Genomic DNA, 18,864 nt, shown 5'->3' with positions numbered 1-18,864 from the left:
ACCCGATAAAACGCCGACAATTCAGTCATGAATAGTAAAACGGAGGCACCTATGTCCACCTCGTTTTTTGTCGCCGCCGACTGGCTGGCGGAACATATTGATGACCCGGAGATCCAGATTATCGACGCCCGCATGGCGCCCGCCGGACAGGAGGCCCTGCGCGATATGGCCGCGGAGTACCGCGCCGGCCATGTGCCGAACGCGCTGTTTTTCGATATCGAGGCGCTGTCCGATCACACCAGCCCGCTGCCGCATATGATGCCGCGCGCCGAGGCGTTTGCCGTCGCCATGCGCGAACTGGGCGTCTGCAGCGATAAGCACCTCGTGGTTTATGACGAAGGCAATCTGTTTTCCGCGCCTCGCGCCTGGTGGATGCTGCGCGCCTTTGGCGTGGAGAAGGTGTCGATTCTGGCCGGTGGACTGGAGGGCTGGCGCCGCGACGAACTGCCGCTGGAACAAGGGGTGCCGGAGGTGGCCGAAGGGGAATTCGACGTACGCTTCGATCCTCAGCAAATTAAGCGCCTGACCGACGTGCTGCTGGTCAGCCATGAAGGGTCGGCGCAGATTGTCGATGCGCGTCCGGCGGCCCGGTTTAACGGCCTGGCTGACGAACCGCGCCCGGGCCTGCGGCGCGGGCATATCCCCGGCGCGCTTAACGTGCCGTGGACGGATCTGGTGATTAACGGCGAGCTGAAGACCGTCGACGAGCTGAACGACATCTTTTTGCGTCAGGGCGTCGATTTTGACCGGCCCATTATCGCCAGCTGCGGCTCCGGCGTGACGGCGGCGGTGGTGGTGCTGGCGCTCACCACGCTTGGCGTGAACGGCGTCTGCCTGTACGACGGCTCATGGAGCGAATGGGGGGCGCGCAGCGATCTGCCGATTGAACCGGCTCCTGCCGCTCAGTAAACGCCGTATGGCCGCGGGCGCCCCGTTCCGCGGCCACTAAATAATTTCTGATTTTCCCCGCCTCTTTCTCCTGCCAGCCGCTAAACCGGTTACTCTGTGCTGCCGCAGGGCTTGCGCCTGCCGGGTTCGCTTTACTGCCACCCACTATATAAGGAAATTGAATGATGGCTTTTTCATTACCGGATCTCATGGATGTCGTACACAAGCACAACCGCAATCCCACCCCAAAACCGATGCCCGTAGAGGAAGTGGATCGCCTGCGAGTACGGAAATACCGCGATCCGCAAAATAGCGAAACCGTGGCGCTTCCGGAAAGTTTGAAAGCGCTGCTGGCTTACGATTGCCAGCTGACAAGCCCCCACGGTCAACGGGTGCTGGAATCGGTTCTGGACGCCATTGATGAACATGGCGTCCTGCTTTCCGACTCGCTGGATGAAGATGCTTATTATATGAATGGCCTTGATATGATCGGGCTGGATATTGAAGAGCTGATGCCCGTCTGGAACGACGATCCGCGTCTTCCTGCCCTGATTCGCCTCTGCCATCCCGGAGATCAGCAGGTATTTATCTATGTCACCGAGCGTGATGAACAGGGTGAATATCCTGTCGTCCGCTTCGAGGGTAAAGAGAATGACCTTTGGCTGGCAGAATCGTCACTGATTGAATATCTGCAGGAGATTTTTGCCGGTGGAGATGAGAGCCACGACGAATGGCAGCATCAGCAAGCCCTCAACCAGGCACGCGATGGCGCCTTGCTGGAGCTGGAATATCTTCATGAGGATCTTTACGCCAGGCTCGAAGGTTGCCCTGACTAATTCACCATCTCCCGCCGAAAGCGCGCTTAACGGGCGCCGTCGGGGCCAGCTCCAGGAGGGAGCGCTTAATCCCTAACCTGATGTCACCACAAGGAGTGAAAATGGCATTAGTCTCCAACCCACATTCTGCTTATTCCCCGCGCCTTCCCTGGCTGGGAGGCATCGCTGGCCTGCTGGTCGGCGGCGCGATCCTCTATTTTTGGCCGCAATGGAACCGAACATGGTTAAGCCTGGTTCCTGCGCCCGTTTCCGTCTATACCCGCTTTCTCGGCGTCACTTTGGCAGACGTCCCGCTGATCACCTATGGTCATCAGGCGCTGCTGGGTTTTCTGATGGTGCTGCTCGCGCCCGGTTATGGTAAATCGACGCTTGCCGCATGGATGATGCACAACCCGGCGTCAAGCCGCCGCTGGCCCGGCGAGGTACTCCGTGCCTGGGTGACGAAATTTGGCCTGCTGGTCATGGTCTTTTGCAATCTGTTCTTTTTGTCCCGGGTCGGATCCGGGACCCTGGCGTTATATATTTTTATTCTCCAGCACATCAGCGTTGCCGCGGCGGTGACGTCAGGAGGGCTGCTGCTGCGTGACGCCCGACGTCTGGCCCGCACATTCGATGCTCAGCTGGCGGATCTGCGCCTTCTGATGCTCCTCACCCTCGGATTCCAGACGATTTTGCCGGCGCAGATCACGCTGATGAGCGCCCGGGGCGTGAATACGCCGCTGGGCTGGTATATTGTCAGCGCGCAGATGGTGGGGGTGTTACTGGCGTTTATGCTGGTCGCCGGGCTGGTAGCAGCGCTACGCTATCTGCTGGGAGAGGAAAGGTGCCGGGCCTGGCGCGGGGATATGGCGCTCTTCAACGGCATCGTCACGCTGTGCGTGGCGGGATTTCTGCTCTATCACATGGTGTCAGCCTATCCGCGAATCGTTGCCGCCCTGCATTAATCTTTACCAACCCGCTATGGCATCGAGCTGAAAGTATAGCGAAACCGGGGGCTGGCGCCCCCGCTGTCAGATAATGCGGTTTTGTTTGAAATCGCGCAGGAAGCTGCCCCAGCGCTTTTCATAGAACGGCGTGATATGGGCAATCATAAAGTGGCTGATGCCCTTCTCGCCGTCTACCACCTGGCAAATATCGATCGGCTCATCGCCGGGCAGGGTATCGGTGGCCACGCTGCCGGTGGTCTGAATAATGGACTCGATATCCCCTTCCGCTTCAATGCCGATAAGCAGATTAGCAGGCGCGTCGGCGTGCTCTTTGATCGAGCACAGGAACGCCCGCTTGACGGTTTTCAGCGTTTTGAACAGCGTGGTCAGCGAATCCACCATCTGCGCCGGCGGCTCGGCGACTTCAGACAGCAGCAGCGCTTCGCCCCCCTCCAGCACCGTCTGGGTGCTGAGCGGGCTGCCCTCTTCCCCGAGCAGATGGCTGATTTCCCGCGGGGTGAATTCTTTACCGCTCGGCAGCTTCGGGTTGAGGAACAGCGATTCGCCGAGAGTCATCGCCATCAGCGTGCGGGCCGGCATCATCACGAAAGCCTGTTCGTCTTCCACCGCCTGCTGCAGAGCCTCCAGCGAAGTGAAGAACGGAATGACCGACGTGCCGTCATCTTTTTCCCAGTGCTGCAGATCCAGCGCGCTATCTTCGACAATCTGCTCGCCATCGGCTGCGCTGCCCGGTACCCAGACGGTGGCCTCAAGCAGCGCGCTGAAAAATGCCGGACGATGAGCGGGCTCGGTAGCCGCTTTTTCCAGCAGGGTTTCTAATTCGTTTTTGGTTTCGGACATAGTTTGGCTACTTCAAAAATCGCCCGGCGGCGCGACGTCCGCACGGGCCTGCGGATTTTCCAGGCCGGGTAAGCGTAGCGCTACCCGGCAAGGCCATTACTCAGCCGTCAGCAGATTGGCGATAGTACGTACGCCAAGCCCCGTCGCGCCCGCCGACCACTGCTCAACGGCCGATTTGCGGTAGGTTGCCGAACAGTCGATATGCAGCCAGCCCTGGTGGTAGTTTTCCACGAAGTGGGACAGGAAGCCCGCCGCGGTGCTGGCGCCGGCCGGATAGGCGGCGCTGCCGGTATTGTTCAGTTCCGCGAAGTTAGACGGCAGCTGATTACGGTGGAATTCGGCCAGCGGCAGACGCCAGAACGCTTCATTTTCCGCCTGGGCGCTCGCCAGCAGGCGATTCGCCAGCGCATCGTCAAAGCTGAACAGCGCGTGGTAGTCGTTGCCGAGGGCGGTTTTCGCCGCGCCGGTCAGGGTGGCGGCATCGACGATCAGCTCAGGCTTCTGCGCCGAAGCGTCAATCAGGCCATCCGCCAGCACCAGACGACCTTCGGCGTCGGTGTTCATCACTTCGACGGTTTTGCCGTTGCGATAATGAATAATATCGCCCAGTTTGAAAGCGTTGCCGCTGATCAGGTTGTCGGCGCAGCACAGATAGAGCTTCACGCGCTTATTCAGCCCGCGGGTAATGGCGAAAGCCAGAGCGCCGGTGACAGTCGCCGCGCCGCCCATATCAGACTTCATTGAATCCATAAAGGCGCTCTGTTTGATGCTGTAGCCGCCGGAATCAAAGGTGATGCCTTTACCTACCAGACAGGCGTATACCGGGGCTTCTTTATCGCCGGTCGGGTTATAGTCCAGCGCCAGCAGAACCGGCGGACGCTCGGAGCCGCGGCCGACGGTGTGCAGGCCGAGATAGCCCTGCTCACGCAGATCTTCGCCTTTGGTGATGCGATAGCTCATCTTTTCGCCCGCCACGCTGCACAGCAGGTCGACGGCGCGCTGCGCCAGCTGCTCCGGGCCCAGCTCTTCCGCCGGCGCATTGATGGTGTCGCGCACCCAGTCAATAATGGTCAGACGGTTATCCAGCTCGCTTTTCTGCACATCGTCCAGGGTCGGCCATTCAACTTTTCGGGTGCCTTTCGGGCCTTTATAGCCCGCCCAGAACGCCCACGCGCGGTCGGTGTTCCAGCCTTCGCCGCTTAACGCGACATGCTTGATGCCCATGCCGTCAATTTTACGCGCCGCGCGCTGAATCAAGCCCAGGTCGTCTTTACCGTTGAGATGCAGGGCAATGCCATCATTATTAATGCTGTAAGACGCCTTCTCTCCCCAGCGCGCATCGGCTGGCTGAGTGGAAAGCGTAATCTTCATGGCTTCGGTCATTATCATTATCCTTCTTAGCAAACGGGCCACCGTATGGCAGCCCGTAACGTTCTCTCGCTCGATGATTCATCCGACTTTATACCGCCGCATAAATCATGACGCGAAAATTATTCGGCTTCGTCTAACCAGACTAACAGAATCGCCTCGAGAATTTTTTCATTGGATGCGTTCGGATCATCATCAAACTCTTCCAGATCGCAAATCCACTGATGCATGTCGGTAAAGCGAACGGTTTTTGGGTCGAGGTCAGGGTAAGCGTCATACAGCGCTTCGCCGATTTCACGACTGTCGGTCCATTTCAGTGCCATATTAGTGCTCGCGTGCGTGGTTGATGGTGTAACGCGGGATCTCAACGACCAGATCTTCGTCGGTGACGCGCGCCTGGCAGCTCAGGCGGCTGTCAGGCTCCAGTCCCCAGGCTTTATCCAGCATATCGTCTTCATCTTCGGTACTTTCCGCCAGCGAGTCAAAGCCTTCACGCACGATGCAGTGGCAGGTGGTGCAGGCACAGGATTTTTCGCAAGCGTGTTCAATCTCGATGCCGCTACGCAGCGCCGCATCCAGAATAGTCTCACCGGTCTCAGCTTCCACAACGATGCCATCCGGACACAGGTCCTGGTGGGGCAGAAATACAATTTTTGGCATTTTAAACCTCGTCCACGGATTGGCCTTTCAGCGCGATACGGACCGACTGATCCATACGGCGGGCGGCGAATTCCTGGGTTTGTGTGTCGATATTTTTAATCGCTTCTTTAATGGCGTCGGCGTCGTCGCCTGCCGCGGCGGCGCGTACCTGCTCCGCAGCAGCATCGATAGCCTGACGCTCCGCGGCGCTTAACAGCGCGGCGTCGGCGGCCAGCGCGCTTGTCAGGCTTTCCAGGACGCGTGCGGCTTCTACTTTCTGTTCAGCCAGCATGCGCGCCTGAATATCCTGTTCGGCGTAGCTCATCGAATCTTTAATCATGGTGGCGATTTCGCCATCGGTCAGACCGTAAGACGGTTTCACCTGAATAGAGGCTTCCACGCCGGTCGATTTTTCCATCGCCGTGACGCTCAGCAGGCCATCGGCATCCACCTGGAAGGTGACGCGAATATGCGCCCCGCCCGCCGGCAGCGCCGGGATACCGCGCAGCGCAAAGCGCGCCAGCGAACGGCAATCCTGCACCAGCTCACGCTCGCCCTGCATCACATGAATGGACATCGCCGTCTGGCCATCTTTGAAGGTGGTGAACTCCTGGGCGCGGGCCACCGGAATGGTGGTATTACGCGGGATCACTTTCTCCACCAGACCGCCCATGGTTTCCAGCCCTAACGACAGCGGGATAACGTCGAGCAGCAGCAGTTCGCTGTCCGGCTTGTTGCCGACCAGAATATCGGCCTGGATCGCCGCGCCAATGGCGACGACTTTGTCCGGGTCAATGGCGGTCAGCGGGGTGCGGCCGAAGAATTCGCCTACGCGCTCGCGCACCAGCGGCACGCGGGTCGAACCGCCGACCATCACCACTTCCAGCACCTCTTGCGCCTCAACGCCAGCGTCTTTCAACGCCCGGCGGCAGGCCATTAACGTGCGTTTTACCAGCGGGGCGATCAGATCGTTAAACTGGCTGCGAGTGATATCGCCCTGCCAGCCGCCGACCTCAACGTGCGCCACCTCGGCATCGCTAAGGGCAATTTTCGCCGCGATGGCGGCATCCAGCAGCTCACGCTGCAGGCGGTTGTCGCTACGGTCGCTGAAGCCTGCCTGCTCGCGCAGGTAGTCCGCCAGCAGATGATCGAAATCATCCCCGCCGAGGGCCGAGTCGCCGCCGGTAGCCAGCACTTCAAACACCCCGCGGCTTAAGCGCAGAATAGAGATATCGAAGGTGCCGCCGCCGAGATCGTAGACCGCAATCACCCCTTCCTGGCCGGAATCAAGGCCATAGGCGATAGCCGCCGCGGTCGGTTCATTAAGCAGGCGCAGCACGTGCAGACCCGCCAGACGCGCCGCGTCTTTGGTCCCCTGACGCTGGGCGTCATCAAAATAAGCGGGAACGGTGATCACCACGCCGTCGAGCTCGCCGGCCAGCGCTTCAGTGGCCCGGGCAGCCAGCGCTTTCAGAATATCGGCGGAGACGCGAATCGGGTTCAGCAGGCCGCCGGCGGTCTGGATCATCGGCAGGCCGTTTTCACTGGCCTGCAGCTGATACGGCAGATGCGGATAGCGATGTTGGATATCGGCGAGGGAGCGCCCCATCATCCGTTTCACGGAGCTGATGGTGTTGGCGGGATCCTGGGCGGCGTTCAGCCGGGCGTCATAGCCGACGGTCAGCCCCGATGCGTGGTAGTTCACCACCGACGGCAGCAGATAGCGGCCTTGATGATCGGGCAGAGTCTCGGCCTGGCCGCTACGCACGGTAGCCACCAGAGAATTGGTGGTGCCCAGGTCGATACCGGCCGCCAGACGACGCTGGTGCGGCGCGGCGCTCAGGCCGGGCTCACTAATTTGTAATAAGGCCATAATTGCTTCCGAAAATTAAAAATCGAGCAGTTTTTCTTCGAGTTCTTCAGCACTGCTGCGCAGTTTATCGAGGAAACGGAGCTTACGCACCGTGTCCGCCGCCGCCTCCCAGCTCTCATTATGCAATTGGTCAACCATCAGCTGATGGCGGGTATCAAACAGCGCTTTCACTCGTTTGATAAAGCTTTCCAGCCGCGCTTCGTCTTTCGCCTGGCCGATCTCATCCAACTCTTCGCGCAGTTCCAGCTGTTCCATCAGGAACGCGGTATCGCGAACGGTATGCTGCTCGCTGGCCAGATCGAAGCCATGCAGCGAGAGGAGGTATTCTGCGCGGGTCAGGGGATGGCGCAGCGTCTGCCAGGCCTGGTTAATGGTGGCGGAATACTGAACCGCCGCAAGCTGCTCCGCAGCGGGCGCGCTGGCAAATTTATCCGGATGGTACTGGCGCTGCAGATCCTGATACCGGACAGCCAGTTGTTCAAGCGAGAGGGTATAGCTGGCTGGTAACCCGAAGAGGGTGAAATAGTCCATAGTAACCTCAGGGTCATGCATCTAAACGAAAACCCCACGCGCGGCGTGACCGCGGTGGGGTTGGGGTGTACCGATTATACGTTAAAGCTTTCGCCGCAGCCGCACTCATCTTTGACGTTCGGGTTGGTGAACTTAAACCCTTCGTTAAGGCCTTCTTTGACGAAGTCCAGCTGCGTGCCGTCGAGGAATTGCAGACTTTTGCCGTCGATCACGACCTTCACGCCTTTGTCTTCAAACACGGTGTCTTCAGCCGCCGGCTCGTCAACAAACTCCAGTACATAGGCCATACCTGAGCAGCCGGAGGTTCTCACGCCCAGGCGCAGGCCAAACCCTTTTCCGCGGTTTGCCAGGAAGGCATTGACTCGCGCTGCTGCACTGTCGCTAAGAGTAATCGACATAACAAAACCTCAACTAATTATTTTGCTTCACGTTTGCTTTTGTAATCCGCAATCGCGGCTTTAATCGCGTCTTCCGCCAGAATAGAGCAGTGAATTTTCACCGGCGGCAGTTCCAGTTCATCGGCGATATCGGTGTTCTTGATCGCCTGCGCTTCGTCCAGGGATTTACCCTTCACCCACTCGGTGACCAGGGAGCTGGAAGCGATAGCAGAACCACAGCCGTAGGTCTTGAAGCGCGCGTCTTCAATGATACCTTCATTGTTGACTTTAATCTGCAACTTCATCACGTCGCCGCAGGCCGGCGCGCCGACCATGCCGCTGCCGACGTTCTCGTCGCTGTTGTCAAAAGAGCCGACGTTGCGCGGGTTCTCGTAATGATCGATAACTTTTTCGCTGTATGCCATGATGAATTCTCCTTATTGGTGCCGAATTAGTGATGTGACCATTCAATACTGTTCAGATCCACGCCCTGTTTGAACATTTCCCACAGTGGAGAAAGCTCGCGCAGACGGCCAATGGATTTACGAATCAGGTTGATGGCGTAGTCAATCTCTTCTTCGGTAGTGAAACGACCTAAAGAGAAACGAATAGAACTGTGCGCCAGTTCATCAGTCATGCCTAACGCGCGCAGCACGTAGGATGGCTCAAGGCTCGCGGAAGTACAGGCTGAACCGGAGGAAACCGCCAGGTCTTTCAGCGCCATAATCAGCGACTCGCCTTCAACATAGTTGAAGCTGACGTTAAGAATGTTCGGCGCGCCCTGCTCAAGGTCGCCGTTGAGGTACACTTCTTCCATATCCTTCACGCCGTTCCACAGACGGTTGCGCAGCGTGCGCAGACGCGCCATCTCGCTTTCCATCTCTTCTTTGGCGATACGGTAAGCTTCACCCATGCCGACGATCTGGTGAACAGGCAGAGTACCGGAACGCATACCGCGCTCGTGGCCGCCGCCGTGGATTTGCGCTTCGATACGAATGCGCGGCTTACGACGCACGTACAGCGCGCCGATGCCTTTCGGACCGTAGATTTTGTGACCGGAGAAGGACATCAGGTCCACTTTCAGCTGGCTGAGATCGATAGGCAGCTTGCCCACGCTCTGGGTGGCGTCTACGTGGTAAATGATACCGCGGGCGCGACACATCTCGCCGATGGTAGCGATATCCTGCACCACGCCGATTTCGTTATTCACATGCATGATGGAAACCAGGATGGTGTCGTCACGCATCGCCGCTTCCAGCTCTTTCAGATCGATAATCCCGTTGCTCTGCGGCGCCAGGTAGGTCACTTCGAAGCCTTCGCGCTCCAGCTGACGGCAGGTATCCAGAACCGCTTTATGCTCGGTTTTGCTGGTGATGATGTGCTTGCCTTTTTTCTGATAAAAGTTGGCAGCACCCTTGATCGCCAGGTTGTCGGATTCAGTCGCACCAGAGGTAAAGACGATTTCGCGCGGGTCGGCACCGACCAGCTCGGCAATCTGATTGCGGGCGATATCAACCGCCTCTTCAGCCTGCCAGCCAAAACGGTGGGAACGAGAGGCCGGGTTACCAAAGGTCCCGTCCATGGTCAGGAACTGCATCATTTTCTCGGCAACACGCGGGTCCACCGGCGTGGTTGCGGAGTAATCGAGGTAAATCGGTAATTTCATTGCTCTTAAACTCCGTACATCACTCAATGCAAGGAATCAGGCAACCGGCTTGATGTACGACCGAGTACACGGAATGTCGGAGCATCCCGGCCTGATTCTGAAAGCTCTTTATAATCGTTGTCCCGCCGTTTCGCGCTGCCTCGCCCTGTCAGCCGCAGCCCGAAACGGGACGGGTCACTCAGGCGCGCAGTTTAACGTCGATCGCGTCCTGGGTGCGCGCATTGCGCTGGGTTTCGTGCTGATGCTGACGACCGGAAACATCGAGGATCTCCTGGTTATTCACCAGTTCTCCGAGGGTGATATTGTTCAGGAAGCCGGTCAGACGCTCACTCAGATCGCGCCACAGCGCGTGAGTCAGGCATTTATCGCCGCCCTGACAGCCGCCCTTGCCCTGGCAACGGGTGGCGTCAACGGATTCGTCCACGGCGCTGATGACTTCGCCGACGGCGATACTGCCGGCATCTTTACCTAACAGATAACCACCGCCTGGGCCACGAACGCTGGAAACCAGGCCATTTTTACGCAGGCGAGAGAACAGCTGTTCCAGATAGGAAAGCGAAATTCCCTGACGCTCTGAAATATCTGCCAACGGCACCGGGCCCGTTTCAGAGTTGAGCGCAACGTCAAGCATCGCGGTCACGGCATAACGCCCTTTAGATGTCAGTCTCATGTCTTACTTAACCTCAAACTCGCCCCTGGCCGGGCTTTTTATTAATATGGGTATTGCATAGCAGGGCCAAGTCTGACATTCCCGAGTAATTTGGTCAACTATTTACTTGACTGTTTTAGTCAGGTATTTGGCTTTCCGTGCCGTTATTAATTTCGAGCCGCTCCCGGGGTCGGCCAAAGGCCTCGCCCGGGCTACAACAGAGATGTAGATTCGTAGGCCGGATAAGCGAAGCGCCATCCGGCGTTAACGCTCTTACTTACCTTTATTCTGCTGCTCAATAGACGCCAGCATGCCGCGCAGGATGTTCAGCTCCTGGCTTTCCGGACGTGCGCGGGTGAACAGACGACGCAGCTTGTTCATCACCTGCCCCGGATGATTCGGGCGGATAAAGCCCGTCGCCAGTAGCGTCTGCTCAAGATGGTCGTAGAATCGCTCCAGATCGTCCACCAGCGGGTACGGCGCCTCTTCATGTTCAACCGCCGGCTGCGCTTGCTCCTGCGCCGCCAGCCAGGCCATCCGCACTTCATAGGCGATAACCTGCACCGCCATCGCCAGGTTCAGCGAGCTGTACTCCGGATTGGCGGCGATGGCCACATGGTAGTGACACTTCTGCAGTTCATCGTTAGTCAGGCCAACGCGCTCGCGGCCAAACACCAGCGCCACCGGCGCATGCTGGCCTTCGGCGATGCTTTTCAGACCGCATTCGCGCGGGTCGAGCATCGGCCACGGCAGCGTGCGGGAGCGCGCGCTGGTGCCAACCACCAGGCTACAGCCCGCCAGCGCTTCATCAAGGGTATCGACGATCTGCGCGTTGCCAATGACGTCGCTGGCGCCCGCAGCCAGAGCAATGGCCTGGGAATCAGGCTTCACCAGCGGATTGACCAGCCACAGGTTGGTTAAGCCCATGGTTTTCATCGCGCGGGCAACGGAGCCCATATTGCCGGTGTGGGAAGTTTCTACCAGTACGATTCGAATATTTTGCAGCATTATGGTTCTTCGGCTAAAGATTATTCGGGCATGCTACCATAAAACGGAGACATAAGCAGATTTCGCTGTTATTATATGCGCCGTTTTTTCCCGTTCTTTAACATCCAGTGAGAGAGACCGATGCATCCGATGCTGAACATCGCCGTGCGCGCCGCGCGCAAGGCGGGTAATTTAATTGCCAAACACTACGAAACGCCAGACACCGTAGAAACCAGCCAGAAAGGCAGCAATGATTTTGTGACCAACGTCGATAAAGCCGCCGAAGCGATTATTATCGAAACCATTCGCAAATCTTACCCGCAGCACACCATTATCACCGAAGAAAGCGGTGAACACGCTGGTGAAGAGCAGGATGTTCAATGGGTTATCGATCCACTGGATGGCACCACCAACTTCGTAAAACGTCTGCCGCACTTCTCTGTTTCCATCGCCGTACGCATCAAAGGCCGTACTGAAGTCGCGGTGGTTTACGATCCGATGCGTAACGAACTGTTCACCGCGACCCGCGGCCAGGGCGCGCAGCTGAACGGCTACCGTCTGCGCGGCAGCAACGCTCGCGACCTCGACGGCACCATCATCGCGACCGGCTTCCCGTTCAAGGCGAAGCAGCACGCCACCACTTACATGAATATTCTCGGCAACATGTTCACCGAATGCGCCGATTTCCGCCGTACCGGCTCCGCCGCACTGGATCTGGCCTACGTTGCCGCCGGCCGCGTTGACGGTTACTTTGAAATCGCCCTGAAACCATGGGATTTCGCCGCAGGCGAGCTGATCGCTCGTGAAGCAGGCGCTATCGTGTGCGACTTCACCGGCGGTCATAACTATATGCTGACGGGCAACATCGTTGCCGGTAACCCGCGCGTGGTAAAAGCGATGCTGGCGAACATGCGCGAGCAGCTGAGCGATGCGCTGAAGCGTTAATCTCTTACTGATGTCAAAAAGGAAGCCGCGGCTTCCTTTTTTTATGTTCTAAAACGGTCGCAAACCGCCGCCTGGCGCGATCGCGCTACTCCACATCACGACAGCGGCCACCAGCAGCGCCACGCCGCCGGCCAGCGCCAGCGTCAGCCAGCCTACCTGGCGCCACAGCGGCGGCGCCTGATGCTGACCCAGCTTCACCGCCAGCTGGCGAAAACTGTGCACCAGCAGCGCCAGCGCCGTGATAGTCAATGAGGTCCCTGCCGCCATCGCCAGCGCCGCCGCCATCCCCCAGTTGAACACCCCGATCACTTTGCTGAACAGCAGGACCATGATCGCCCCCGAGCAGGGACGCATGCCCATCGACAGGACAATCACGGTGCGAGCCCGCCAGTCATCGCCGGCCTGCAGCTGCTCCGGGGCCGGGAGATGCTGATGCCCGCAGCCGCAGTGTTCGTTATGAACATGATGCGGGGTGAACGCGGTAAACGTTGGCCGGCTCAGCAGCAGACGCAGCTTTTTCAGCGCCCGCCAGCAGAGCAGCAGACCTAACGCGCCCACCAGCAAATAGCTGCCCTTCTCCAGCCAGAAACTGCTGAGATGCAGCTGGCGCGCTGGCAGCTGCAGTAGCGCCAGCACCACCACCACCAGCGCGATAGCCACCAGCCCCTGCAACAAAGAGGCGGCCAGCGTCAGGTTAATACTCGATTTCAGCTTTGAGGGATGGGTGGCAAGCCAGGTCGTAATGACAATTTTGCCGTGGCCGGGCCCTAAGGCATGCAGCACCCCGTAAACGAAGCTGAATCCAAGCAGCGACAGCCCCGCCGCAGCCGGGTTCTCCGCCACCGCCTGCAGCAGGCGGCTGAGCTCCAGATTGAGCGCGCGCTGCCAGACCGCGCTCTGCATCAGCACCTGCGGCCAGGCCAGCCACAGCCAGATGCCGCCCGTTACGCTCACGGCCAGCAGCAGCGCCAGCGGCCACAGCGCTTTCCAGCGCGAAGTTCGCGCGCGAGGGGTAAAAATTACTGACATGTCAGCGTCACCTTCTGGGCAAAATAGCTGCCCAGCGCCATATCCTCAGGCGGCGCATCCGCTTTATCCAGCGACTGGGCGTATGAGAGCATTTTGTCATTCGGTTTTGGCGTCATCACCGTTGCCTTACAGACGGCCTGCAGCGCGGCGGGCAGGGAAAAATCGCTATCTTTGTCATAAAACATATCGACATAGTAGGTCGGATCGAAAGTGGAAAAGGTAAATGTCTGCCCGGCAACGGGTTGCGGCGTCGCCAGCGGCAGGGTGAAGGTCAGTACCGCCTGCAGGCCGTCGCGCTCAAGACCGTAGCCGTCGGGGCGATTGTCAAATTTCACCCGCTGGCCGTTGTGCCACAGCTCGCTGAAATAGTGCTGGCCGAGCACGTTGGCCATCACCTCCGCCGCCAGTTTTTTCCATACTTCGCTGCCCGGTTTAGCGTTTCCGGCGTCGTAAAGCAGATCCGAGGAGGTTATTTCATCCATTGTCCAGCGCATTTTAAAGGCGCTCAGCAGGCCGTCTTTGACCACCGGCTCGCTCTGCAAACTGATGAAGCTATGCGGATGCGCAGCGGCTGTCCATGATAAAACCATGAAAAACGCCGCGCTGGTGCATTGTTTCACTCTGTTCATCTGTTCCTCACGTGAAAAATTCTGTGAACTTCGCCAGCAATCCTGAGCTAAAGCGGGCGCACTTCCCTGCCCCCGCCGCCGTCATTGTCTATCCTTAGCGGAAACCCTAACTGGAACTTACCAGATGATGACCGTCATTGAACCACCATCTGCGCTTTCCAGTCCACAGCGCCGTAGCCAGGTGCTCCTGATGTTTTATCTGCCCGGACAGTCGGTAACGACTGAACGGCTTGGCAGAATCAACCTCGTTGATGAGACCACGGCCCGGCAGGATATCGAGGAGACCGGACGCGAAATTCAGCGTTACCACCGCCTGACCCTTCGGTCACAGGTGGACGGCAGCTATCGGATTGAAGGCGCCGCGCTCGACCAACGTTTATGCCTGCTGCATGCGCTGCGGCGGGGCCTGCGCCTGTGCCCGCAGTTCGTTAACCATCATTTTACCCCGGCGCTGAAAACGCAGCTTAAACAGGAAGGCATCGCCCGTACCTTGTACGATGATACCAACCTGCAGGCGCTGGTGAACCGCTGCGCACGAGCGCTCAATCGCCAGTTCGACTGCCGGGACGTCCAGTTTCTGCGCCTGTACCTGCAGTACTGCCTGCTTGAGCATCACCGGGGCTATTCACCCGACTTCAATGATGAACAGCAACGCTGGGCGCAGACCGCCGCCGAGTTCACTCTGGCGCAGGAGATTGTCCGCCACTGGCAGCGCCGGGTCGGCGCTCCGCCGCATGTCGGAGAGCCTTTTTTCCTCTCGCTGCTGTTTATGATGCTCAAAACCCCCGATCCGCTTCGCGATGGTCACCCGCAGGATCGACGCCTGCGGCTGGCTATTTCCGGCCTGATCCACCGCTTCCAGATGCTCGCCGGCAGGTCGTTCAGTGACGAGCAGGGGCTGAGCGACCAGCTTTATATTCACTTGTCGCAGGCATTGATCCGCAGCGTGTTTGCCATCGGCATCGACAGCACGCTCACGGAGGAAGTGAGCCGGCTCTATCCTCGTTTACTGCGTACCACCCAGGCGGCATTGAGCGAATTCGAGGAGGCCTGGCACGTCCGTTTTAATGAGGAAGAGACCAGCTTAATCGCGGTGATCTTTGGCGCCTGGCTGATGCAGAAAAGCGACCTGCACGAGAAGCAGGTTCTGCTGCTGACCGATGATAATCCGGATATGGAAGCGGCCCTGGAGCAGCAGCTGCGCGAACTGACGCTGCTGCCGCTGAATATCAAATACCAGAGCGTAGAGCGCTTTCAGAAGGAAGGCGCGCCCAAAGGGGTGACGCTTATCGTCACTCCCTATGCGACGGCGCTGCCGCTGTTTTCACCGCCGCTGATCCACGCGGAGAACTGCTTCACCGAACGCCAGCAGCAGCATATCTGCGCGATGCTCGAGGACTAGGCCGCCACCGTTTTTGGCCGAATAGCCAACGCCGGGATGGTCAGCAGCGCCATTACCCAGAACACGCCCTGGTGCAGGTGCTGATAGAGGAAGCCGGCGAAGACGGTCATAATGGCGATACTCCCGCCCATCGCCACCGCGGAGTAGACGGCCTGCAGGCGGATCACTTCGCTGCCCTGGCGGGCGGCGATATAGCGCATCGCCGCCAGATGACACACCGTAAAGGTCCCGCAGTGAAGGATCTGCGCGAGGATAAGCCCCGGCAGCGCTGTGGTCCAGCCCATCAGCGTCCAGCGAACCAGCCCGCACAGGGCAGAGAGCAGCAGCAGATCCCGCGCGCTGAAGCGGCGGAACACCTTTTTACTCAGCGCGAAGATCACCACTTCCGCCACCACGCCTAACGACCACAGATAACCGACCGCCGAGGCAGAATACCCGGCCTGCTGCCAGTAGATGGCGCTAAAGCCATAGTAGGCGGCGTGCGCTCCCTGCAGCAGACAAACGCAGGCGAGAAAGCGCCAGCTTTGGCGCACCAGCGTCAGCCAGGCCGCCATTCCGGCCCCCTGCTGCGGGCGCGACGCCCCCTGAGGCATCACCGACGGCTTAAGCAACATGCCGAGCAGCATCGAGGCGACGCCCAGGCTTAGCATCAGCAGGATCGCCCGGTAATCGAACAGGCTCACCAGCTTACCGGTCAGCGCCGAACCAATCACAAAGGCGATGGAGCCCCATAGCCGCACCCGGCCATAGTCCATGGTGATCTGCTTTTGCCAGGTATTGGCCAGAGCATCCGTCAGCGGCACCAGCGGTGAAAAGAACAGGTTGAAGCCGATGATAATCGCCAGCAGCCATGCTACGTGGGTGCCGGCCCAGAAGGCCAGCGCGAAGAGCAAGGTTAACAGCGCCAGCACGCGCAGCGCGGCGATCAGCCGGGAGGGATCGCTCACCCGCGGGGCGATCAGCAGACTGCCGAGAAAACGGGCCACCAGACCGGCGCCAAGCAAAATGCCGATGGTTTCCGGGGTCAGCCCGTTGCCGGCCAGCCAGACGCTCCAGAAGGGCAGAAAAATACCGTAGCTAAAAAAGTAAGTGAAATAACTGAGCGCCAGCCAGCGCGTGGAGTGCAAGACCATGATTTCCTCCCGAATGGTGGCGATAGTCTGGCGATAAACCCCATCGTGAGTAAACCTGTGTCTCACTCTCTATATGGAAGTTGAGTACATTTGTCTTTAAATCGTGACGCGCATCACGGAGCACTCCCCACTCCGTCACCGGTTGTATTAAATAAAATCCGATAACCGGGCATCAAAGTGCGACCAACGATACGGCGAAATCCTAATGAAACGAAGCGCGACATTATTATTTTCCTGCTATGGCGGCTGGCAACTTTGTGTATTACGTTTAAATCACACGTCTCTCATAACGAGCTGATTATGAACACACTCCGCTATTTTGATTTTGGCGCATCCCGCTCTCTGCTACTGCTCATCGCCCGCATCGCCGTGGTGGTTCTGTTTCTACTTTTTGGCTACCCCAAACTGCTGGGCTTTAGCGGTACGGTGCAATACATGGCCGCCTCCGGCGCGCCGATGCCGACCCTGGCGGCGATTATCGCCGTCATTATGGAAGTGCCTGCCGCGATTTTAATTGTGCTGGGCTTTTTCACCCGCCCGCTGGCGGTCATCTTTATCTTCTACACCCTCGGCACGGCGGTGATTGGCCATCACTACTGGGATATGACTGGCGATGCGGTATTGCCGAACATGATTAACTTCTGGAAAAACGTCAGCATCGCCGGCGCCTTCCTGCTGCTAGCGGTAACCGGCCCCGGGGCGATCTCCCTCGACCGCCGCTAATCTCCAGACGCAAAAAAGGCCGCATACGCGGCCTTTTTGATGTCAACGCTAACGCTTACGCATATACCGGGAAGCGGGCGCAGATATCCAGCACTTTACCTTTCACGCGCTCAATGACCGCGTCGTCATTGATATTGTCCAGCACGTCACACATCCAGCCAGCCAGCTCTTTGACTTCCGCTTCTTTAAAGCCGCGACGAGTCACAGCCGGAGAACCGATGCGGATACCGGAGGTCACGAACGGGCTCTTCGGATCGTTCGGCACGCTGTTTTTGTTGACGGTGATGTTGGCGCGGCCCAGGGCGGCGTCAGCTTCTTTACCGGTCAGGTTTTTATCCACCAGGTCCAGCAGGAACAGGTGGTTCTCAGTACCGCCAGACACCACTTTGTAGCCGCGGTTCAGGAACACTTCCACCATTGCTTTGGCGTTTTTCGCAACCTGCTGCTGGTAAACTTTAAACTCTGGCTCCATCGCTTCTTTCAGCGCCACCGCTTTCGCCGCGATAACGTGCATCAGCGGGCCGCCCTGCGCGCTTGGGAATACCGCAGAGTTCAGCTTCTTATACAGCTCTTCGCTACCGCCTTTCGCCAGGATCAGGCCGCCGCGCGGACCCGCCAGGGTTTTGTGGGTGGTGGTGGTCACGACGTGAGCATGCGGAACCGGGTTCGGGTATACGCCAGCGGCAATCAGGCCTGCCACGTGCGCCATATCGACGAACAGGTAAGCGCCGATGCTGTCGGCGATTTCACGCATTTTTGCCCAGTCAACGATACCGGAGTAAGCGGAGAAACCACCGATGATCATCTTCGGTTTGTGTTCCTGAGCCTGCTTCGCCATGTCGTCGTAGTCAATTTTGCCGGACTCATCAATACCGTAAGGGATGATGTTGTACAGTTTGCCGGAGAAGTTAACCGGGGAGCCGTGAGTCAGGTGGCCGCCCTGCGCCAGGTTCATACCGAGCACGGTGTCGCCCGGCTGCAGCAGCGCGGTGTAGACGGCAAAGTTAGCCTGGGAGCCGGAGTGCGGCTGGACGTTAGCATAGTCAGCGCCGAACAGCTCTTTCGCGCGGTCGATAGCCAGTTGCTCAACCACGTCGACGTATTCGCAGCCGCCGTAGTAACGCTTGCCCGGATATCCTTCAGCGTATTTGTTGGTCAGCTGAGAGCCCTGCGCCTGCATTACGCGCGGGCTGGTGTAGTTTTCGGAGGCGATCAGTTCGATGTGCTCTTCCTGACGTACTTTTTCCTGCTCCATAGCCTGCCACAGTTCGGCATCATAATCGGCAATGTTCATTTCACGCTTTAACATCCGCATCTCCTGACTCAGCTAACAATAAAATTTCGGCCTAAAAAGGCGGTCCGATTGGACAACGGCCCACAGTATAACCGAATCATTCTGTGA

21 protein-coding genes are annotated in these 18,864 nt (G+C 58.4%); 6 read left to right on the top strand and 15 right to left on the bottom strand.

Annotated features, from left to right (window positions below; all coding sequences use genetic code 11):
* The first annotated feature begins 51 nt into the window (after positions 1–51).
* From sseA to ABLV64_RS06025, 3 genes are all read left to right on the top strand, one after another.
* Entirely contained in the window at positions 52–909 is an 858-nt protein-coding gene (gene sseA / locus ABLV64_RS06035) for a 3-mercaptopyruvate sulfurtransferase (protein ID WP_017900432.1), read from the top strand.
* A gap of 164 nt (positions 910–1,073) precedes the next feature.
* On the top strand, positions 1,074–1,724 hold the full coding sequence (locus ABLV64_RS06030; RefSeq protein ID WP_049116083.1) for a DUF5066 family protein: 651 nt from the start codon (positions 1,074–1,076) through the stop codon (positions 1,722–1,724).
* A 101-nt stretch (positions 1,725–1,825) separates the two neighbouring features.
* A complete protein-coding gene (locus tag ABLV64_RS06025; RefSeq protein ID WP_230127888.1) occupies positions 1,826–2,668 on the top strand; it encodes a hypothetical protein in 843 nt (280 codons plus the stop codon).
* Between the two features lie 66 nt (positions 2,669–2,734).
* Here the strand turns inward: ABLV64_RS06025 and sseB are convergent, their stop codons facing one another.
* From sseB to trmJ, 11 genes are all read right to left on the bottom strand, one after another.
* Entirely contained in the window at positions 2,735–3,511 is a 777-nt protein-coding gene (sseB, locus tag ABLV64_RS06020) for an enhanced serine sensitivity protein SseB (protein ID WP_004201877.1), read from the bottom strand.
* A 96-nt stretch (positions 3,512–3,607) separates the two neighbouring features.
* Complete coding sequence (pepB, locus tag ABLV64_RS06015) at positions 3,608–4,894, bottom strand: aminopeptidase PepB (RefSeq protein ID WP_004201874.1); 1,287 nt, start codon at positions 4,892–4,894, stop codon at positions 3,608–3,610.
* Positions 4,895–5,001: 107 nt separating this feature from the next.
* Positions 5,002–5,202 carry a Fe-S cluster assembly protein IscX gene (gene iscX, locus ABLV64_RS06010; RefSeq protein ID WP_002913954.1) on the bottom strand — a complete coding sequence of 67 codons (201 nt, stop codon included), beginning with the start codon at positions 5,200–5,202 and terminating at the stop codon, positions 5,002–5,004.
* A gap of 1 nt (position 5,203) precedes the next feature.
* On the bottom strand, positions 5,204–5,539 hold the full coding sequence (fdx, locus tag ABLV64_RS06005; RefSeq protein WP_004201872.1) for an ISC system 2Fe-2S type ferredoxin: 336 nt from the start codon (positions 5,537–5,539) through the stop codon (positions 5,204–5,206).
* A 1-nt stretch (position 5,540) separates the two neighbouring features.
* Entirely contained in the window at positions 5,541–7,391 is a 1,851-nt protein-coding gene (gene hscA, locus ABLV64_RS06000) for a Fe-S protein assembly chaperone HscA (RefSeq protein WP_004201870.1), read from the bottom strand.
* A gap of 15 nt (positions 7,392–7,406) precedes the next feature.
* The gene (gene hscB / locus ABLV64_RS05995) at positions 7,407–7,922 is read right to left on the bottom strand and encodes a co-chaperone HscB (protein ID WP_004201868.1); all 516 of its coding nucleotides are present in this window, start codon (positions 7,920–7,922) and stop codon (positions 7,407–7,409) included.
* A gap of 74 nt (positions 7,923–7,996) precedes the next feature.
* The gene (gene iscA, locus ABLV64_RS05990; RefSeq protein WP_002913979.1) at positions 7,997–8,320 is read right to left on the bottom strand and encodes an iron-sulfur cluster assembly protein IscA; all 324 of its coding nucleotides are present in this window, start codon (positions 8,318–8,320) and stop codon (positions 7,997–7,999) included.
* A gap of 17 nt (positions 8,321–8,337) precedes the next feature.
* Positions 8,338–8,724, bottom strand: coding sequence for a Fe-S cluster assembly scaffold IscU (gene iscU, locus ABLV64_RS05985; RefSeq protein WP_002913991.1), 387 nt, complete (start codon positions 8,722–8,724; stop codon positions 8,338–8,340).
* Positions 8,725–8,750: 26 nt separating this feature from the next.
* A complete protein-coding gene (gene iscS / locus ABLV64_RS05980; protein ID WP_017900428.1) occupies positions 8,751–9,965 on the bottom strand; it encodes a cysteine desulfurase in 1,215 nt (404 codons plus the stop codon).
* 178 nt (positions 9,966–10,143) lie between these two features.
* On the bottom strand, positions 10,144–10,635 hold the full coding sequence (gene iscR / locus ABLV64_RS05975) for a Fe-S cluster assembly transcriptional regulator IscR (RefSeq protein ID WP_002913993.1): 492 nt from the start codon (positions 10,633–10,635) through the stop codon (positions 10,144–10,146).
* A 252-nt stretch (positions 10,636–10,887) separates the two neighbouring features.
* Complete coding sequence (gene trmJ / locus ABLV64_RS05970; RefSeq protein ID WP_017900427.1) at positions 10,888–11,622, bottom strand: tRNA (cytosine(32)/uridine(32)-2'-O)-methyltransferase TrmJ; 735 nt, start codon at positions 11,620–11,622, stop codon at positions 10,888–10,890.
* Positions 11,623–11,742: 120 nt separating this feature from the next.
* On the opposite strand from trmJ, the gene suhB reads away from it, so the two are divergent.
* Complete coding sequence (suhB, locus tag ABLV64_RS05965; protein WP_002913995.1) at positions 11,743–12,546, top strand: inositol-1-monophosphatase; 804 nt, start codon at positions 11,743–11,745, stop codon at positions 12,544–12,546.
* Positions 12,547–12,594: 48 nt separating this feature from the next.
* On the opposite strand, the gene ABLV64_RS05960 is transcribed toward suhB, so the two are convergent.
* Entirely contained in the window at positions 12,595–13,575 is a 981-nt protein-coding gene (locus ABLV64_RS05960) for a nickel/cobalt transporter (RefSeq protein WP_135722300.1), read from the bottom strand.
* Positions 13,566–14,204 (bottom strand): DUF1007 family protein, encoded by a 639-nt coding sequence (locus ABLV64_RS05955; RefSeq protein WP_004201860.1) that lies wholly within the window; start codon positions 14,202–14,204, stop codon positions 13,566–13,568. Before ABLV64_RS05955 ends, ABLV64_RS05960 begins: the two co-directional genes overlap by 10 nt.
* Before the next feature lie 124 nt (positions 14,205–14,328).
* On the opposite strand from ABLV64_RS05955, the gene csiE reads away from it, so the two are divergent.
* A complete protein-coding gene (csiE, locus tag ABLV64_RS05950; RefSeq protein ID WP_017900424.1) occupies positions 14,329–15,606 on the top strand; it encodes a stationary phase inducible protein CsiE in 1,278 nt (425 codons plus the stop codon).
* On the opposite strand, the gene ABLV64_RS05945 is transcribed toward csiE, so the two are convergent.
* Positions 15,603–16,739 carry a 3-phenylpropionate MFS transporter gene (locus ABLV64_RS05945; protein WP_049003912.1) on the bottom strand — a complete coding sequence of 379 codons (1,137 nt, stop codon included), beginning with the start codon at positions 16,737–16,739 and terminating at the stop codon, positions 15,603–15,605. The genes csiE and ABLV64_RS05945 overlap by 4 nt on opposite strands.
* 300 nt (positions 16,740–17,039) lie before the next feature.
* Between ABLV64_RS05945 and ABLV64_RS05940 the strand changes: the two genes are divergently transcribed.
* Positions 17,040–17,462: a DoxX family protein gene (locus ABLV64_RS05940; protein ID WP_048326434.1), complete on the top strand. Its 423-nt coding sequence runs from the start codon at positions 17,040–17,042 to the stop codon at positions 17,460–17,462.
* A gap of 55 nt (positions 17,463–17,517) precedes the next feature.
* On the opposite strand, the gene glyA is transcribed toward ABLV64_RS05940, so the two are convergent.
* Positions 17,518–18,771, bottom strand: coding sequence for a serine hydroxymethyltransferase (gene glyA, locus ABLV64_RS05935; protein WP_002914027.1), 1,254 nt, complete (start codon positions 18,769–18,771; stop codon positions 17,518–17,520).
* Positions 18,772–18,864: the final 93 nt, after the last annotated feature.

It is taken from the genome of Klebsiella sp. JB_Kp031 (assembly GCF_040064295.1).
Lineage (GTDB): Bacteria > Pseudomonadota > Gammaproteobacteria > Enterobacterales > Enterobacteriaceae > Klebsiella > Klebsiella quasipneumoniae.
Note: the sequence above shows the minus strand (reverse complement) of the source record. Positions and strands in the feature narration are given on the sequence as shown.

Coding starts and splice junctions, on each gene's coding strand:
- sseA (WP_017900432.1), top strand. CDS start 52: ATGTCCACCTCGTTTTTTGTCGCCGCCGACTGGCTGGCGGAACATATT.
- ABLV64_RS06030 (WP_049116083.1), top strand. CDS start 1,074: ATGGCTTTTTCATTACCGGATCTCATGGATGTCGTACACAAGCACAAC.
- ABLV64_RS06025 (WP_230127888.1), top strand. CDS start 1,826: ATGGCATTAGTCTCCAACCCACATTCTGCTTATTCCCCGCGCCTTCCC.
- sseB (WP_004201877.1), bottom strand. CDS start 3,511: ATGTCCGAAACCAAAAACGAATTAGAAACCCTGCTGGAAAAAGCGGCT.
- pepB (WP_004201874.1), bottom strand. CDS start 4,894: ATGACCGAAGCCATGAAGATTACGCTTTCCACTCAGCCAGCCGATGCG.
- iscX (WP_002913954.1), bottom strand. CDS start 5,202: ATGGCACTGAAATGGACCGACAGTCGTGAAATCGGCGAAGCGCTGTAT.
- fdx (WP_004201872.1), bottom strand. CDS start 5,539: ATGCCAAAAATTGTATTTCTGCCCCACCAGGACCTGTGTCCGGATGGC.
- hscA (WP_004201870.1), bottom strand. CDS start 7,391: ATGGCCTTATTACAAATTAGTGAGCCCGGCCTGAGCGCCGCGCCGCAC.
- hscB (WP_004201868.1), bottom strand. CDS start 7,922: ATGGACTATTTCACCCTCTTCGGGTTACCAGCCAGCTATACCCTCTCG.
- iscA (WP_002913979.1), bottom strand. CDS start 8,320: ATGTCGATTACTCTTAGCGACAGTGCAGCAGCGCGAGTCAATGCCTTC.
- iscU (WP_002913991.1), bottom strand. CDS start 8,724: ATGGCATACAGCGAAAAAGTTATCGATCATTACGAGAACCCGCGCAAC.
- iscS (WP_017900428.1), bottom strand. CDS start 9,965: ATGAAATTACCGATTTACCTCGATTACTCCGCAACCACGCCGGTGGAC.
- iscR (WP_002913993.1), bottom strand. CDS start 10,635: ATGAGACTGACATCTAAAGGGCGTTATGCCGTGACCGCGATGCTTGAC.
- trmJ (WP_017900427.1), bottom strand. CDS start 11,622: ATGCTGCAAAATATTCGAATCGTACTGGTAGAAACTTCCCACACCGGC.
- suhB (WP_002913995.1), top strand. CDS start 11,743: ATGCATCCGATGCTGAACATCGCCGTGCGCGCCGCGCGCAAGGCGGGT.
- ABLV64_RS05960 (WP_135722300.1), bottom strand. CDS start 13,575: ATGTCAGTAATTTTTACCCCTCGCGCGCGAACTTCGCGCTGGAAAGCG.
- ABLV64_RS05955 (WP_004201860.1), bottom strand. CDS start 14,204: ATGAACAGAGTGAAACAATGCACCAGCGCGGCGTTTTTCATGGTTTTA.
- csiE (WP_017900424.1), top strand. CDS start 14,329: ATGATGACCGTCATTGAACCACCATCTGCGCTTTCCAGTCCACAGCGC.
- ABLV64_RS05945 (WP_049003912.1), bottom strand. CDS start 16,739: ATGGTCTTGCACTCCACGCGCTGGCTGGCGCTCAGTTATTTCACTTAC.
- ABLV64_RS05940 (WP_048326434.1), top strand. CDS start 17,040: ATGAACACACTCCGCTATTTTGATTTTGGCGCATCCCGCTCTCTGCTA.
- glyA (WP_002914027.1), bottom strand. CDS start 18,771: ATGTTAAAGCGTGAAATGAACATTGCCGATTATGATGCCGAACTGTGG.